The sequence below is a fragment of the Gammaproteobacteria bacterium genome (genome assembly GCA_013214945.1).
Taxonomy (GTDB): domain Bacteria; phylum Pseudomonadota; class Gammaproteobacteria; order Enterobacterales; family Psychrobiaceae; genus Psychrobium.
Genome location: JABSRT010000042.1, coordinates 1 through 16,097 on the forward strand (window position 1 = coordinate 1; position 16,097 = coordinate 16,097).

At 43.0% G+C, this 16,097-nt stretch carries 13 protein-coding genes, 1 tRNA gene and 1 pseudogene; 4 read left to right on the forward strand and 11 right to left on the reverse strand.

Going from position 1 to position 16,097, the window contains the following annotated elements; genetic code table 11:
* The 11 genes and pseudogenes from HRU23_19795 to HRU23_19845 all read right to left on the reverse strand — a co-directional run.
* The coding region (locus HRU23_19795; GenBank protein ID NRA56389.1) for a type II secretion system F family protein at positions 1-595 on the reverse strand (595 nt) is incomplete at its 3' end.
* 1 nt (position 596) lies between these two features.
* A complete protein-coding gene (gene tadA, locus HRU23_19800; protein ID NRA56390.1) occupies positions 597-2,195 on the reverse strand; it encodes a Flp pilus assembly complex ATPase component TadA in 1,599 nt (532 codons plus the stop codon).
* Between the two features lie 9 nt (positions 2,196-2,204).
* Positions 2,205-3,314 (reverse strand): PilT/PilU family type 4a pilus ATPase, encoded by a 1,110-nt coding sequence (locus HRU23_19805; GenBank protein NRA56391.1) that lies wholly within the window; start codon positions 3,312-3,314, stop codon positions 2,205-2,207.
* 130 nt (positions 3,315-3,444) lie between these two features.
* Positions 3,445-4,068, reverse strand: a complete 624-nt coding sequence (locus HRU23_19810; GenBank protein ID NRA56392.1) for a hypothetical protein — start codon at positions 4,066-4,068, stop codon at positions 3,445-3,447.
* A complete protein-coding gene (locus HRU23_19815) occupies positions 4,068-5,942 on the reverse strand; it encodes a hypothetical protein (GenBank protein NRA56393.1) in 1,875 nt (624 codons plus the stop codon). The genes HRU23_19810 and HRU23_19815 overlap by 1 nt, the downstream gene beginning before the upstream one ends.
* Positions 5,935-6,516 carry a hypothetical protein gene (locus HRU23_19820; GenBank protein NRA56394.1) on the reverse strand — a complete coding sequence of 194 codons (582 nt, stop codon included), beginning with the start codon at positions 6,514-6,516 and terminating at the stop codon, positions 5,935-5,937. Before HRU23_19820 ends, HRU23_19815 begins: the two co-directional genes overlap by 8 nt.
* 390 nt (positions 6,517-6,906) lie before the next feature.
* On the reverse strand, positions 6,907-7,920 hold the full coding sequence (locus HRU23_19825; GenBank protein NRA56395.1) for a type II secretion system protein: 1,014 nt from the start codon (positions 7,918-7,920) through the stop codon (positions 6,907-6,909).
* 318 nt (positions 7,921-8,238) lie between these two features.
* A pseudogene (locus tag HRU23_19830) lies at positions 8,239-8,424 on the reverse strand (hypothetical protein).
* Between the two features lie 525 nt (positions 8,425-8,949).
* Positions 8,950-9,213, reverse strand: coding sequence for a hypothetical protein (locus tag HRU23_19835; protein NRA56396.1), 264 nt, complete (start codon positions 9,211-9,213; stop codon positions 8,950-8,952).
* 11 nt (positions 9,214-9,224) lie between these two features.
* Complete coding sequence (locus tag HRU23_19840; GenBank protein NRA56397.1) at positions 9,225-11,471, reverse strand: DUF3438 family protein; 2,247 nt, start codon at positions 11,469-11,471, stop codon at positions 9,225-9,227.
* A complete protein-coding gene (locus tag HRU23_19845; protein ID NRA56398.1) occupies positions 11,471-12,031 on the reverse strand; it encodes a hypothetical protein in 561 nt (186 codons plus the stop codon). The genes HRU23_19840 and HRU23_19845 overlap by 1 nt, the downstream gene beginning before the upstream one ends.
* 616 nt (positions 12,032-12,647) lie before the next feature.
* On the opposite strand from HRU23_19845, the gene uvrY reads away from it, so the two are divergent.
* The 4 genes from uvrY to HRU23_19865 all read left to right on the forward strand — a co-directional run bounded on the left by uvrY (position 12,648) and on the right by HRU23_19865 (position 16,097).
* Positions 12,648-13,292, forward strand: coding sequence for a UvrY/SirA/GacA family response regulator transcription factor (gene uvrY / locus HRU23_19850; protein NRA56399.1), 645 nt, complete (start codon positions 12,648-12,650; stop codon positions 13,290-13,292).
* 13 nt (positions 13,293-13,305) lie between these two features.
* A complete protein-coding gene (uvrC, locus tag HRU23_19855; GenBank protein NRA56400.1) occupies positions 13,306-15,126 on the forward strand; it encodes an excinuclease ABC subunit UvrC in 1,821 nt (606 codons plus the stop codon).
* Between the two features lie 146 nt (positions 15,127-15,272).
* Positions 15,273-15,827: a CDP-diacylglycerol--glycerol-3-phosphate 3-phosphatidyltransferase gene (gene pgsA, locus HRU23_19860; protein ID NRA56401.1), complete on the forward strand. Its 555-nt coding sequence runs from the start codon at positions 15,273-15,275 to the stop codon at positions 15,825-15,827.
* Between the two features lie 197 nt (positions 15,828-16,024).
* Positions 16,025-16,097: transfer RNA gene (locus HRU23_19865), tRNA-Gly, on the forward strand.

Sequence of the window (16,097 nt, forward strand, 5' to 3'; positions counted from 1 at the left end):
CGCTCAGTGCCAAAAATGAGATGACACCAATCGCGGCTATCGTGACAAAGGTCGGGTAAAACATTGCGGTAATAAACTGACGTTTAATGTCGGCGCTGCGGGTTAAATTAATCGCCAATCGTTCTAAAATTACCTGCAACTCACCGCTGGCTTCACCACTGGCAATTAAGCGGGCGACTAGCGGCGGGAACATTACGTTTTCACGTTCAATTGCCTGAGCAAAGCTAGAACCACCTTGAATCGAAACAATCATTCGTACTAAGGCTCTTTTAAAGCGCACTTTTTCGGCCATTTGTGAAATGGCTTCAATCGCCTGAATTAAAGTGCTGCCCGAGCGCAACATTAACGCAACTTGCTGGAAAAACAATACTAAATCCTGAGTGCTGGCTTTACGGTAACGACTAATCGAAAGATAAGCTAGGGCATATCGCAACCGCTTGCCAAAAGGCAACGAGTCGCCGCCAGATTTTAGCCGTAATACATGCAAAGATTTGTCACGTAAAATACTGCGCGCCTGCACTTCACTGCCGGCTTCAACTGTACCACTGGCTTCGTTGCCAAGCTGGTCGAGTGCTTTATAAGAATAAGTCGCCATGTTAAGACTCTGGGTTTAAATGCTGTACTTCCGCCAGCGAGGTTAGGCCTGATATCACCTTGGTTGTAGCGTCTTGCCACAAACGGTAATAGTTTTTGGCATGGCTTATCAATTCGTTTTCAGTGGCGCCATCGCCAATTAAATTTTCAAGTTGTTCGTCAAGCCACAAGGTTTCATACAAACCAATACGTCCGCGATAACCACGGCCTAAGCACAGCGCACAGCCATTGGCTTGCTGCAAGGTCAGCTCAGTATCAGCTGCCAGTCCCAATTGCTGTAGTTCCAATGCCGTGGCTTGATAATCGGTTTTACAATGACTGCATAAACGCCGTACTAAACGCTGCGCGACTATGCCGACTAAAGTTGATGACACTAAATAACGTGGACAGCCAATGTCGACCAAGCGATTTATTGCGCCCACGGCGTCATTGGTATGCAAGGTCGATAACACTAAGTGGCCGGTCATTGCTGCTTTTAAGGCGGTATCAGCGGTTTCTTTGTCGCGCACTTCACCAACCAATAGCACATCGGGATCATGGCGTAAAAATGATCGTAATGCTTTGGCAAATGATACTTTTTCGCTAACTTGTACTTGAGTTATATTGTCGACCACTTGCTCTATTGGGTCTTCAACGGTCAAAATGTTAAGGTTGTCTGAGTCAAGCTCGCGCAAGGCGGCATACAGGGTGGTCGATTTACCAGATCCCGTCGGACCAGTAACTAAAACAATGCCGTGTGGTTTGTTAATCGCGGCGCGAAATCCAGCGAGTACTTGGTCTGGCATGCCTAATTGTGCGAGCGACAAATCGGCGGTGTCTTGACCTAAAATACGAATAGTGATTCGCTCGCCCCAACGCGATGGAATGGTCGCAACTCGCATGTCTACTTTGGCCAGATCCCAACCGGTGATACGATAAGCAAAGCCGCCATCTTGAGCCATGTTAGCTTCTGAAATGTCGAGCGCAGCCAACACCTTAATTCGAGAAATTAGCGGTTCGCGCAAGGCCAATGATACCGGACGTTCATACTCTGTCATTTTTCCGTCGACCCGCAGCCGCACTTTCATGCCGAGTTCTTCGGGTTCAAAATGCATGTCGGTAACATGACGCAAATAACACTCTTTCATTAAATCGTTGAAAAAGCCGATGGCGTTAACGTTGTCCGTGAGGGTACCAGCAAATGCGCGTTCAATAATGCCATTAATTAATCCGACATCGGCCACCACCCGTTCACTTGGTTGGTTTAAAATTCGTTTAGCCAATTCAATTGGTGAGCGATCATCGGGATTAGCCAGCACCATCACTAATTTGTCATCATAATAGGCGGGAATAAAAGTCTTGCGCATTAACGTTGCATGCTGAAATTTACGAACGAGCTCAAGGTCGATAACTAAATCGCGCCGCTGAACAAAGTCTAGCTCTTTGGTTATGGCCAGGGCGCGATACAAGGCCATAACCGGAAAGCGTCCTGCCTGAGTAATATAGTCAATCACGGGTGTGCGGGCGCGTTTGGCTGCTAATTGCAATTGGGGTAACTGATGTTGATCGATTAATCCCGCTTTAATCCCCGCTTGAATCAATACGGTTTCTGCTGCTGCCATCTGCTGCTCCTACAAACTTAACAAACGGTTAAAGGTGTCGTTGTCGCGGCAAATGGCTTTGGCGTCAATTTCGCTGACCTTTTTGTTGTTTACCAGCTTAACCAAGGCTTGATCTAAGGTTTGCATGCCCTGGCGCGAGCCACTTTCCATCACCGAATAAATTTGCTTGGTTTTTGATGATTCAATCAAATTAGCCACTGCACCATTAACAATTAAGGTTTCAATAGCCACCGCGCGACCTTTACCACTGACCGTTGGTAATAAATGTTGGGCAATAACGCCTTTTAGGGCATAGGCAATACGCTGGCGCGCCACTACCTGCTCGTCGCCGGGAAAGCTACCAACTAGGCGTTCAATAACCCCGACCGCATTATTTGTATGCACGGTCGAAAAGACCAAATGACCTGTTTCAGCGGCGGTTAATACCGCGCGAATAGTGTCGAGGTCGCGCATTTCACCAACCATAATTACATCGGGATCTTCACGTAATGCCGAACGGACCGCACTGGAAAAATTTGGCACGTCATTAAACAATTCACGCTGGTGGAAAATAGATTGAATGTTTTGGTGCACGACCTCTATGGGATCTTCAATCGTCAGCACATGTTTGGTTTGGTTTTGATTGATATTATTTAAAATGGCGGTCAAGGTGGTACTTTTACCACTGCCAGTGGCGCCAGACACTAAGACCAGGCCAGATTTTAAATTTGCAAAATAGTCCATTTGTGGCGGCAAACCTAACTCACGCATAGTCCGAAATTGACCGTCTAAATAGCGGATAGCTAAGGCATAATGATTCTTCTCAAGATAGATATTAATCCGATATCTATGACCGTTATCCGAGCTAAAACCTAAATCTAAGGTTTTATCTTGCTTAAATGACTCAAGCTGACGCGGACTCATTAACGACAAACAAAGGTTTTCCATTTGCTGCGGCCTAAAACCAAAACTTTGGTTGTTGTCGGGGGCATTGTGGGCACTATAGGCGCCTTCTTGATAGCGAGTTAACGCACCATTAATCCGATAAACCGGCGGTAAATCGACGCTCAGGTGTAAGTCAGATGCGCCTAGTTCAACGCATAAGTCCATTAATTCAATCAGTTGTGGTGCTACAGCCATTTCAATTCCATTTTAAATATTATTGTTATACCAATTTGGTTAATTAAGAGATCAATTATGTAGCGAGGGAAAACGAATCATAGCGTCGTTTTAACCGTGAAAAATGATCATCTATTTAATGGAAATGGTATTAAACCAGTATCTTCATCGTAATAACTAGGTTGCCCTGACTATGCAGTTCTATTTTCATATCTTGCACAACCGCGACATGCTCTAATTGTTTAAGCGCTTGTAAAAAATTAAGTAATGAATAAAATTGACTCTCGGCCTTAATTGACAGATAAGGGCGCTTGTAATACTGGCTGCGGCTATCATTAAATTCTTCGAGTTCTTCTTCGGAGGTTTTATGTTCAATGCCTAGTACTTCAAAGTGTTTAATCTCTAATTCGACATTGTCGGCCAATTCAGAAATGCTTAGTTTGAGTTGCTGTAAACTGGTGGCATCGTCAAGCGCAATAAATTTTTTGGTTAGTAGATTGAGTTCTAGTTGCGAGTTCGCCAGTTGCTGTTGCAGTGTGTTGAGCTTGACTTGGCTAACGCTGCCATCGAACTTGGGCTCTTCAATTTTACCAATTCGGGTATTAATGCGGTTTTCTTTACGATTAGCTAGTTTTTGGGCTTCAAACATATTTTGCCATAACATTGCTGCGCCAAAACCATAAGCCGATAGCACCACGCAGACGACTAACACCACAATTTGCGAGCGTTCTTTGCCGGGCAAGCGTTTATATTTTTGTGCGAATTGCGCGAACATTATTCTACTCCTCGGGCGCTAGTGGTGGTTGGAGTCTGTGACATGGCTATTTTTTCGTTTTCAGGAATAAAATAGCGTCGGCCAATTTCTAGCCGCATTTTATAATTGAGATAAACGCCATCGGCGGTTTTCTCGTCAGCGGCAATCGATTCGGTGTCTCCCACTTGATAACGCCACGGTTTCAGGTTCTCGTTTAATTGATTGGCAAATTGATTGGCGTTACTAGTTTTTAGCGCTCGACCATTAATTACAATTGAATTGGGCTCTAGGATAATCTCTTCAATTAATACACCCGGATTAATTGCACTGGCTACTGCAGACAATGTGCCGGGCACCGTGCTGGCCGCGGGCAATAATTCTTTACTGAGGTATTTGTACAGTTTTTGGTTGAGTGCAATTTCATCTTGAACTTCGGTCATTTTACGGCCAAGTTGATTGTATTCGTTTTTAACTTGATTAAGCTGTTGTTTAACTCTGGTTTCAGTGGACCAGCGTTTTTCAAGATGCACCATTCGTTGCTGCTGAACCCCGAGGTTATAATACATCCAACTTATAAAACCAGCGGCGACACATAAAACCAAACCAACAGTGGCGGTTATCATAACCTTAGGTTGTAATAGTTGTTTCCAAAACGCCTGTTCTTTGTCTTTGGCACGTACCGAGCTGGCCCGGCCGCGTTGTGCAAAGCCTAAAAAGTGATTGGCAATGCCAATAAAGGGTAATAACTTGTTTGAACTAAAATTTTTCGGCAGTTTAAATTTCGGTGGTGCCTGCACCAGTGCCCGCACTTCAATATTCAGATGTTCGGCTAAGGTAAAACTTAAATCGTCGATTGGATCATCGGGGCTATAAAGATATAAAATCTCACTATGTTGGATAATGTTGTTAGGGCAAATCGCAATCACTTCATCGAGGGTGAGGTTGCCATCCTGACGTGCCTTAATTGTGATGGTTTTGAGGTTTTTTTCACTGCCGGACACATACACCAAATGCGACGCATGAATTTCGAGCAGGCACTGGTACTGATCGTGGCTGCGTAAGCCTAATGCGCTAAAACAAACACCATTGTCGGGATACAATTGCTCTAGCTTAAGACCATTTAAATTAAAAGCGCCAAACCAACGGTTGCGAATGTTGCTGCCAATGCCGGCAACTAACCATTGGTGGTCGCTTTGGTTGTCACTGTTGTTTATTAATTGACTATCGCTTAAACCGTGATAGTGGCTTTCGTCCACTTCGCCTTGATAACCAAAAATGGTGTCTTGCTCTATTTCAATTAACTTGTTTTGCAGCGCGAAACATTCTTGCAATTGATCATCGTTTAAATAACCGAGCTCGACCGCTAAATCCCCAAACCGAATTAAGGCGCTGTCACCACCTAAATCGTGACGAAACTCTAATTCAGTGACTAATTCTTCGCGCTGACTGTTAGTTAAATAACCACGCTCGACCAACATTGAGCCAATCAGCCATTGCTTGGTGTCTTCACCTGAGTCGCTTTCTATTTCCCAGCGGATTAGCTCTTGCATTTCGCTATTAGCTTTGGGTTTGACCGGGCTCACTGGTAAGCTAACTTTAGTGGCTGAAACACTAGGCGTAATTAACACACAGCGTTTGGGCAAGCTGCCATGTTGCTGTTTTAGTTGCTGATAAATTTCGCCAATCGCGCGGGTAAAATCAATTTGGCGCGATTGGGCAAATCCTTTGAGGCTGGCATAATCTTTATCGCTTTTAAACAGCGCCGCACGCAGGCCAAAACTACCACTTTGAAAAACCAATAAACCGCCAGAACTTAATTCAGGCAGTTTAAAATGACTCAATTTGGCGCCTAGTTGCGCGATGTTTAGCTTGTTACTGCTATTTTTTTTACTCATCGGTTGCCACTTTTTCTGTGGTTACAGCGGCGTCTTCGGTGCCCGATTTTATTCCCACCAACAATAGGCGCGGCCCTTTGGCGTAGTTATATAAGCGATAGGCTTGCAATTGCAATGGTGCTTCTGGCTCGAAAAAGTTTGTGATATTGTCGGCAATGGCATTTTCAACATACACCGCCAATACTTCGCCCTTAGGGCTGCGAATATAGGTGCTGAAATCAACCTCTGGCAACGGGGTAATGCCCCAAACTCCTAAGGCGTCGCCAACTAAACCGGCTTTGCTTGCTTTAACTGGGGTTTGCAGCACCGCATTAAAACGAATTAATTCGGGCTGTAACATTACCCGTTGTTTTTTATCGATAATGTTTTGTGATACTTGATTCTGGCTAATGTAGTGATCTAAATCGACAGCTGTGCTGCCTTGCTGCCACGCTGCTTGTTCTGCGGCATTAGCCGTCGCGCGTTGAGTCGAAGCTGTCGTGGTTTGGTAACTTTGATAAGCATAAATTGAGGCGGAAATTAACGAAAGCGCCGTGCAGATGGCAAAAAATGAAAATAATGGACGTTTCAACATAATACAATTCTTTTGCTGGGTTTATTTGGCTGCATAATTAAGCTGCTGTGTATTGTCAGGCGCAAAAAAGTAAAGGGCTAGCAATGCTAACCCTTTACTTATCTTCCTTTGACAATTCATCCTTGAATGTTCTCAATCCGATGAGAACACAATTACACGGTGAGAGCTGCAGGCGGTAGCTGGGCTGTAGCAATCACCACCTGCATCTCGTCACTATCTAATACCAATCCCATTAATTAAGTGATCACCTGTGCTTGATAAAACCCATTTAGCCGGCGTTGCTCTCATTCCTAATAGCTAGCTATTACTCAATCGAGCGCCTTGTATAAATAAATTTTCTCCACGCAAAACAAGATTATAAATTTAATGTAATTGGTATAAGGTTAGCGATTAGATAGTGTTACGAGTGCCATCCCATTCGCCCAATTCTTCTTCTTTAGTATCACCAGCGCCATCAACGATAGCGGTTAGTGATACTTGATCGTTAGCTGTAATCGTAGCGCCATCAGAACTTAAAGTTCCGATGTTGAATAAAGCAACAAAACGGTTGTACTGAGTTCCAGAAACATGACGATAAACTGGTACAGTAGTCATACCACCTAAGTCGTTAGCATTGAAAAGGTTAGACGATGGACCTAAACCAACAGCCATTAATGCTGGACGATCATCTCCTGCATAAGCAGCTGCATCAAAACCTTGGCCTGAACCGCCCATAACACGCTCATAACCACCATTCCAAATAGCAACTTGTGTCGTACTATCAGCAGTACCACCAACGATTTGACCGTCTTCATCAAACGATACTGTGTAACCACAGCCGTTAGCAGCTGGAGACATAAAGATGTTACCCGCAACTACCGCATTTGCACGGCTAGCTATAACAGCTTCTAAATCAATACAAGTTACTACTGACCCTTCAGGAGTTTGATCTAAACCAGCATATTGTAAGCTGTTAATACCACCAGCGGCCATTACCGCAGCAACAGTAACAGGTAATGTTGTAACCGCTACATCTTCAATAGCGGCAACCGAAAGAAGCGCGGCTGAAGCTAAATCACTACCATCTGATAATGGAGTTTGAAGGATAGAATCAAACCCAGTTGGTAATACGTTTTTGTTCAATACACGGAAAGTACGAATGCCTTTGTTTAGTTCATCCATCATAGTAACGTGAGCGGCAGCAGAGGCACGGGCATCGGTATCTTGCAATGCGATAGACGCAGTGCCGGCGATAGCAGCTAAAATTGCCACAACAACCAATAGCTCAAGTAACGTGAAACCAGCTTGCTTGGCTTTAAGCTTTAAAAACTTGCCTTTTAGTTCGCTGTCATTGATTTGAGCTGCATCGATTTGGTTGAATTGTGCAGTTACTGCGTGGCGTTTGGCCCATAAGTTCTTGATCATGATTTTCTTATTCCATTATATTTTGTTTATTAAGTGCAAATGCGCTTGGCTAAGTTGCTACGTTAATCAACAAATAGTGCTAAATGTGACTGCGTTATTGCAAACTGCGACCTCAACCGAAGAGGCTTGGCAAATTTGAACAGCCATTTTTTGGTTTAGCGCTTCCCTTGATCGGGCTCCTTGCCCGCATCGATTCAATATTCAGTCCATGAATATCTACTTACTTTTTTTCGGTTAACAGATCTTTATCTCTTAACTCAGAATATCTCGTTTAAGCAGGGCCTTTATTGGGTTTTCATTTTTCAGGGCGTCGTCGCAATTAATAACGTAACGATATTGCTTGCCGCAATGAATAATAATTTCTTTTTGGCCACGTCTTAAAATGCGCATTTCAATCTTAAGTTCACCATAACCGTCGTGGTTAAATAAATCGGTGTATAATTTACTAATCATGTCGATAATGTCGACATGCGCTTCAGTATTTTTAATTAACGCCTGAACCATAATCATCCCTAAGTGGTTGCTTTTTATGTAAGACCTAATGAGAATGGTTCGTATTATCTACAATTTATTGCCCAAGTCAAGATCTAAATAAGAATCTTTTACATTTATTTTTTGTCGTTTGTTGGAATCAAAATTGCTTAAACTAGCTTGTAAGTTGCTTAAGTTATAATCGATGTCGCACCATGCTTGACTGAGCGGTCAATTATATTATTTGTTACCGCTTTATCATTGTTGAGTTTGGTTTGTTATCACAAGCAAGATAACTGAAATTTAGTTCAAACATTCAATAAGGTAACCGAACCGATTTTACGCGTATTCGAGTTTGGCAATCTGTGTCGCTCCAACAATGCCATTTATCGCCCAGCAGGAGACAAACCTATGCATATATGAGCGAAAACATACAACAGCATAAGAACAACAACAGTTAACTGCTACATCACCGGCATGCAGTGTCGTAACCTGCAAGTCACTCGCTTAGTGACTTGCAGGTGGTCAGCCTAAATTATGTGTCTGGTACACCGAAAATTATTTGCGTGGTTGGCTGTTCGTTTCAAAATCAATAAAATAGCCCTGACGCTGATGATTTTTTTTATCTAAATCATCAAAACCAGTAAAAATATACATCCGCAGCTGGCTGGCTGAGGGGGGGGGGTAATCAGCCGCCGGTTGATTGACGGCTTGCATAGTCTTGCTGGTTTGCTCGTTACTAAACTCGCGAATGCTGGTGGTTTTACAGGCCGTTAAGGTCAGCGTGACCAAGACCAGTAAAATGTGTGATGTTTTTATCATAAGGCTGCCTGTTATTGATGATCGTCATTTAGTTGTTTCAGCACTTGTTGGTAGGGCTGTTCCGAGACTAAATAGAGCCAGGTGGCGCTATGTTCTTGGCCAAACCCCTTTAGCTGGTGATCTTGTAACGTTGCCGCCAGCCAAGTGCCGCGTAATTGATTTTCGTGCAGTTGCTGGCTGATCGGGGTGTGGTTTTTCACTTCAAATGCGCTGACAAATAACTGCTCTTGTTGCCACACAGCTTTGATTTTGGCGCTAATACCATGAATAGGGAAAATGGCCGACGCCGAGCCAGCTGTTAGATCCACCGGAGTGATGCTGGGGCTTTGCTGATTGAACCTGTTATCGCTAATAGCAGTGAGGGCAAACTGGGTTAGCTCAATATAACGGTCAAAACCATAATCAGGGTAGGGCTCTCGGTCGCTGTGGTTGGCATTTTTGTCATAATCGAAGCCTGAAATTTCACGCGATTTATCACCTGCTTCTTCCGGCGACATTATAATATGCGGTGTGATTAGCATAATATATTGATAGGAACTGTTGACTTCATGCTCGCTGGTAAAAAAGGTGCCAATGAAAGGTATATCACCAAGCAAGGGTACTTTGCTCGTTTCTAACGAGGTGCTAGTTCTAACCATGCCGCCAAGCGCGATGGTTAGGCCATCTTTGGCTACCACCACGGTTTTTATGCTGGACTGACTAACGGCGTCAATCGCCTGATGTTTGATCTCCTGAGCTTCGTCGTCAAAATAGGGCATTTTGGTGCCATTACGGACGACTTTTGATTGGTCTTGCAAAATGTCGATGGTGACCGTGCGGTCGGCGTTAATGCTTGGCAACAGATACAAGGTATTACCGACTTTACGACGCTCGGTTTCAACCTGAGTTTTTGCGGTGCTTGACGATATTGCTCGCCCGTCGGCATCATACTCAACGTAGCGGGCAAGGTTGTCAATGCCGGTCGCAATGATTTGTTCATCACCAATAAATATTTTGGCCTGGCGGTTGTTAGACGCTAACACGACCGGTTTTGACAAGGTACGTGCTTGGCCATTTGTCTTTAATAATTCTATTTTGGCGTTAACCTGCTGGCTAAGGAATTGATAGACACCACCGGAGGCGCCAGTTACCAGTGATTGGACATTTTTACCCCGTAATAAGGCCGCTAGCGGTAAGGCATAGTTGGCGGCAGTTTCTTCTGATAAGTCGATATTAAGGTTACCGAATTTGACATCCTGAGGTGAGGTAGTGGCTGCATCGTCGGCGCTACTTTTAAAGCTGAAATTGTCAATTTGTCCGGCGCTGTTAAAACTTAGCTCAAATTCTTGATCATAGCTATCGCCAATTTTTATCTCGATAATTTCCATTTCCAGTAGCACTTGCGGCGTCGGTTTATCACTTACTTCAATCAGCTTGGCTATTTCTTTGAGTACGGCTTCGTCGGTGGTGCGGACAAATAATAGGTTGTGAATGCGATTTATGGTGACATAAATTGGCGTTTGGGCGTCGGTTACTTTGGCCACTTGCTGATCGTTGACTTGCTGTTGACCTTGCAGGCTGTTGAGCTGACCAGAGGTTAATATTTTTTGTTGTTTTTTGTCTTGAGCAAAACTGTCTAAGGTCGATATTTTTTCACCTGAAATTTTGCCATTTTCACCAGTGCTGGTATCTTGTTGAGCACCATTTTGCTGGTTGTTATTACGATTGCTGCTTGAAGTAGTGCGACTAGCGCGAGTAGGTTGACTGTCGGAATTAGACACGGTGGCGTCTTCGATATCTTCGAACGGCAAACCTTCGAAGTCGTCATTTTTGTATTCCAAGGTCAGTATCACGCGTTCGCCGTAAATATTGCGGATAGTTTTGGCGGCGGCTTCGACATTTTGATGGCGCAATTCAAAGGTGCGCACTAAATCGTCACGAAATACTACGATGTCACTCTGGTATTGGGCGGCAGTCATTAATAAATAGCTGTCGGTGCTGCGAATATATCGATACCACAATCCTGAGACACGGGCAATGGTGTCGATAATGCCTTTGTCGGAGGTGTCTTTCATTCTAAAGGTTACTAAATATTGGCCCGCTTCGTGGGTGGCCGCAATATTGATATTGGCAATTTCCGCTAACATGCCAACGGCATCTTGTACTTTAGCCTGTTTAAATTCAATGATCGGAATGTTTCTATTTTTTGCCTGTAGCGGTTGTAATATGCTGATGATGAGGGTCAAAAGAATATAACTTGCTGTTGAATTTTTTCTCATTATTGGATCACCATCTGTTTGCCTAATTTACCTGTTTCGATAATGATATTGTTACGGCTGAGTCCCTCAATGGTGAGCACCAGTTCTTTAACAATTTCGTGCAGACCTATTTTGTCGCCGACCCGCACTGTGTAAACGCCCATACCATAAATTTCTAATAAACCGATCACTTGGCCCGTGGCAGACTCGCCGTAACCGCGATATTTCATTATCGGCAAGCCATCGGCGGTAAATTGGTGGGTCATGCCGAGCATTACGGCATTGGGCGTGACATTAACATTGCCTTGCTGTGGTGCGTTGCGCTGTTGATTGCGATACATTTGTTCGGTGTAAGCAAAAGGGTCACGACGACCATTAGGTGCGATATAATTTTTTTGCTGCAGGCTGGGGTTTAATTTTTCATTAATTTGTTGATAATACTGACCTATCGCTTGCATTTTTTGTTCTAGATTACCTAAGCCTGCTTGATCGTCTTGTGCATGTGCCACGGCGTTAAACATTGTACTGATTAATAAACTGGTTAATAAAGATTTACTCAGAAAATAACTTTTTACATTCATAGTGTTATGGCTTAGTTGTGTTAACGATCACAGTGGTGTGATTCGGCAGTGATTATAAAACCAGCGACTATACATCGTTGAATCAGAAATGACAATCATTACCATTTAAGTTCTGTGTGCGGTTAGGCTGAGTCATATAATAGAAAAGGAGCCGGAGAAAAATCAAATAGAACAGACTGATAAATAAAAAGTTATCGGCTTTGTGTTTGTTTATATTTAAGTAAAAACTATAATGCCATGGTCGGATGGGGGCTTATTTATCTTTACCCAGTAACTCTAAGTCGTTTTTCTGCTACGATTGGCAAACAACAAGCCGCTCAATTTTTGATGATATGATTGGACATTGGCAAGTTATAAAACCATTATTCCTGTAATATTTTGAGAACAAAGCAGTTAACAGATGTATTTTATTTTTGCATTGGGTAAGATGACTTTTTGATCAAAATAAAGCATCTCGGTGTTAATTTTTTAGTTCGACGATAAAAAACTTTAAACATTGAGCTTTTTCATTGTAAAATCGGCGCGAATTATACAAACATAATGTCAAGTTAGCGCTGTTTGCTAAATAAGTAAATTCAAATAGTTAGAATTTAACTACTGAACTTTGGAGGTAAATGTGATTAATGTTTTTCTAGTCGATGACCATGAACTTGTTCGCACTGGGATTAAGCGCCTTCTTGAAGATGTCCGCGGTATTAAAGTCGTTGGCGAAGCAGGTTCTGGTGAAAATGCGGTGCAATGGTGTCGTAGTAACGAAACCGATATTGTCTTGATGGATATGAATATGCCCGGTATCGGTGGGCTAGAAGCGACGCGTAGAATTTTACGTAATAAGCCAGATGTTAAAGTGATAGTGATAAGTGTTCACAGTGAAGAGCCTTATCCGACCAAAGTCATGCAAGCTGGTGCAGCAGGTTATTTAACCAAAGGAGCTGCACCAATCGAGATGATTAATGCAATTCGTCAGGTCAAATCAGGCCAGCGATACTTGTCGCCTGAAATAGCGCAACAAATGGCACTAAGCCAATTTAAACCTGCGCAAGACAATCCATTTCAATCGTTATCAGAGCGTGAGCTACAAATTATGATGATGATAACAACGGGCCAGAAAGTTAATGAGATTGCAGAGCAATTAAGCCTCAGTCCTAAAACCGTTAACTCATATCGTTATCGATTGTTTAATAAGCTTGATGTAAAAGGTGATGTTGAATTGACTCATTTGGCTATTCGACATGGTATTTTAGATACAGAAAAATTATAGGTATTAGCAAGCAGTGTTTGATAGTGAAAATTTCTTAAAAAATATCACCACTAACCCTGGTGTTTATCAAATGCTCAATACCAAGCAAGATGTAATCTATGTTGGAAAAGCTAAGAATCTAAAAAAACGATTAGCGAGTTATTTTAGAACCAACATTAGCGAAATTAAGACCCGTGCTTTAGTCGCCAAAATCGAAGACATTAAAATTATTGTCACCGAGACTGAGACTGAAGCACTCATTTTAGAAAACGACCTAATTAAGCATTATTTACCTAAATATAATGTGCTGTTACGTGATGATAAATCTTATCCTTTCATTTTTATTTCTAACCATCAACATCCACGAATAACCATTCATCGCGGTGCTAAAAAGGCTAAAGGTCAATATTTTGGGCCTTACCCTAACAGTGGGGCCGTCCGTGAAAGCCTGCATTTAATGCAAAAAATATTTCAGGTCCGTCAATGTGATGATAGTTACTATCGCAATCGCTCACGTCCATGTTTGCAACATCAGCTTAATCGCTGCTTAGCGCCTTGTGTTGGCAAGGTAAGCAATGATGATTATCAGCGCGAGGTTGACCTTGCTTCCTTGTTTTTATCGGGTGAAAGTCAGCAAGTGCTGGGGCAGGTTGTTACGCAAATGGAGCAGGCTAGTGCCAATTTAGCCTTTGAACAGGCTGCCCGTTATCGTGACCAACTGACGGCGCTACGTAAGGTACAAGAGCAGCAGTGGATAAATTCAGATCAAACTGATTTAGATGTCATCGGATTTGACTATCGACATGGCATTGCTTGTTTTCACGTGTTGTTTATACGTCATGGCAAGGTTTTAGGCAGCCGGAGTTATTATCCAAAAACGCCTAAGAATACTGAAGTTTCAGAGCTGTATTTGGCTTTTATCATGCAGTTTTATCTCAACAGTAGCGCGGGTCGCCAAATTCCAAGGCAAATATTGCATCAATGCAATACCCTCGATCACACGATGATCGAGCAGGTATTAGTCAAGCAAGCAGGTTATAAAGTCGCATTATTTAATAAGACTCGCGGCGAGCGCGCTAAATTAGTGCAATTAGCGGATAAAAATGCCCAGATAGGGGTAACCAGTAAACTTGCTCAAAAAGGGACTGTATTACAGCGATTAACGGCGTTGGAACAAGCTTTAGATCTCAATGATAAAGTACAGCGAATGGAATGTTTTGATATATCGCATACTTCAGGGCAACAAACCGTTGCTTCTTGCGTGGTGTTTGATCGAGAAGGCCCAGCAAAAGCACAATATCGCAAGTTTAATATCGAGGGCATAACTGGTGGCGACGATTATGCTGCAATGAAGCAAGCGTTAACCCGGCGGTTTGCCAAAGTAACCGATCCGCAACTCATTCCGGATATATTGTTTATTGACGGTGGCAAAGGCCAACTAACCCAAGCCGAAGAAGTGATGTCATTATATGAAGAGCGTTTGCCCAAAATTCCTTTATTGATAGGTGTCGCTAAAGGGGAGGGTCGTAAGCCGGGGTTAGAAACTCTGCTGGTTGGCAATAGTCGCGAAATTATATCGTTGGCGGCTGATTCTCCAGCGCTGCATTTAATTCAACACATTCGCGATGAATCACATCGCTTTGCCATTACCGGCCATCGTGCGCGCCGCGCCAAGGTCAAAAAAACCTCATCCTTAGAAGCGATTGCCGGGATCGGGCCTAAAAAGCGCCAAACCCTAATAAAGTATATGGGCGGCTTAATTGAACTAAAAAAAGCCAGTGTCGCAGAAATAGCCAAAGTACCAGGCATTAGCAAAATTCTGGCCCAACTCATTTTCGATAGCTTAAAACATTAAAGTTTCTGTAGTTATTTCGATCGCTCAACCAAAGGCGTTCGAAGCGTTCAATCAAGAGTTTTCACCCAATACCTTCGATTGGTAATTGTAATAACAGGCCGTTTCGGGCACCATAGTATACAAATACTACCTATGTAATTGCTATCATGCCTTTAAATGTTCCAAATATGCTCACGATGCTGCGAGTCATGCTAATTCCAGTTTTTATTACTTCTTTCTATTTACCTTTTGAGTATAATTATTTACTTGCCGCTTTTATTTTTTGGTTTGCCGCAGGCACTGATATCCTCGATGGTTATTTGGCGCGTCGACTTAATCAAAGTACTAAGTTTGGTGCATTCTTAGATCCCGTTGCCGATAAAGTAATGGTGTCTTGTGCACTGCTGCTCATCACCGAAGATTATCAAAACGTTTGGGTCACCGTCGCTGCAGTTATTATGATTGGCCGAGAAATTATTATTAGCGCGTTGCGCGAATGGATGGCCGAACTGGGATTACGCAATAGCGTTGCCGTATCGGTTTGGGGTAAAGTTAAAACGGCCGCGCAAATGTTAGCCTTAATTGCTTTGTTGTCACGCTACAATGAATTAGTGATTGATATCGGCTTTGGATTATTATTTATCGCAACCGCTTTAACCGTATCATCAATGGTCAGCTATTTACGCGCTGCAATAACCACGTTAAGTAACGAAGAACGTTAGAATAGGTCATCTTTAGCGCGACTCGAGCTAAAGATGACCTTTTAGGCTGATATTTAGCCAAGTGAAACAAAAAGATAAAAACATTGTTGACTCCCATCGATAAATCATTAGAATGCGCTGCATCGGATGAGACAACGAGTTACCAAAACGTTGAATTACACGGTACCTCTGGTTAAACAGAGGGTGCTTTAAAAAATGCGACTTTAGCTCAGCTGGTAGAGCGGAACCTTGCCAAGGTTCAGGTCAGGAGTTCGAGCCTCCTAAGTCGCT

Coding starts and splice junctions, on each gene's coding strand:
- HRU23_19805 (NRA56391.1), bottom strand. CDS start 3,314: ATGGCTGTAGCACCACAACTGATTGAATTAATGGACTTATGCGTTGAA.
- HRU23_19840 (NRA56397.1), bottom strand. CDS start 11,471: ATGAGAAAAAATTCAACAGCAAGTTATATTCTTTTGACCCTCATCATC.
- HRU23_19820 (NRA56394.1), bottom strand. CDS start 6,516: ATGTTGAAACGTCCATTATTTTCATTTTTTGCCATCTGCACGGCGCTT.
- HRU23_19835 (NRA56396.1), bottom strand. CDS start 9,213: ATGATAAAAACATCACACATTTTACTGGTCTTGGTCACGCTGACCTTA.
- tadA (NRA56390.1), bottom strand. CDS start 2,195: ATGGCAGCAGCAGAAACCGTATTGATTCAAGCGGGGATTAAAGCGGGA.
- pgsA (NRA56401.1), top strand. CDS start 15,273: ATGCCTTTAAATGTTCCAAATATGCTCACGATGCTGCGAGTCATGCTA.
- HRU23_19815 (NRA56393.1), bottom strand. CDS start 5,942: ATGAGTAAAAAAAATAGCAGTAACAAGCTAAACATCGCGCAACTAGGC.
- HRU23_19810 (NRA56392.1), bottom strand. CDS start 4,068: ATGTTCGCGCAATTCGCACAAAAATATAAACGCTTGCCCGGCAAAGAA.
- HRU23_19845 (NRA56398.1), bottom strand. CDS start 12,031: ATGAATGTAAAAAGTTATTTTCTGAGTAAATCTTTATTAACCAGTTTA.
- HRU23_19825 (NRA56395.1), bottom strand. CDS start 7,920: ATGATCAAGAACTTATGGGCCAAACGCCACGCAGTAACTGCACAATTC.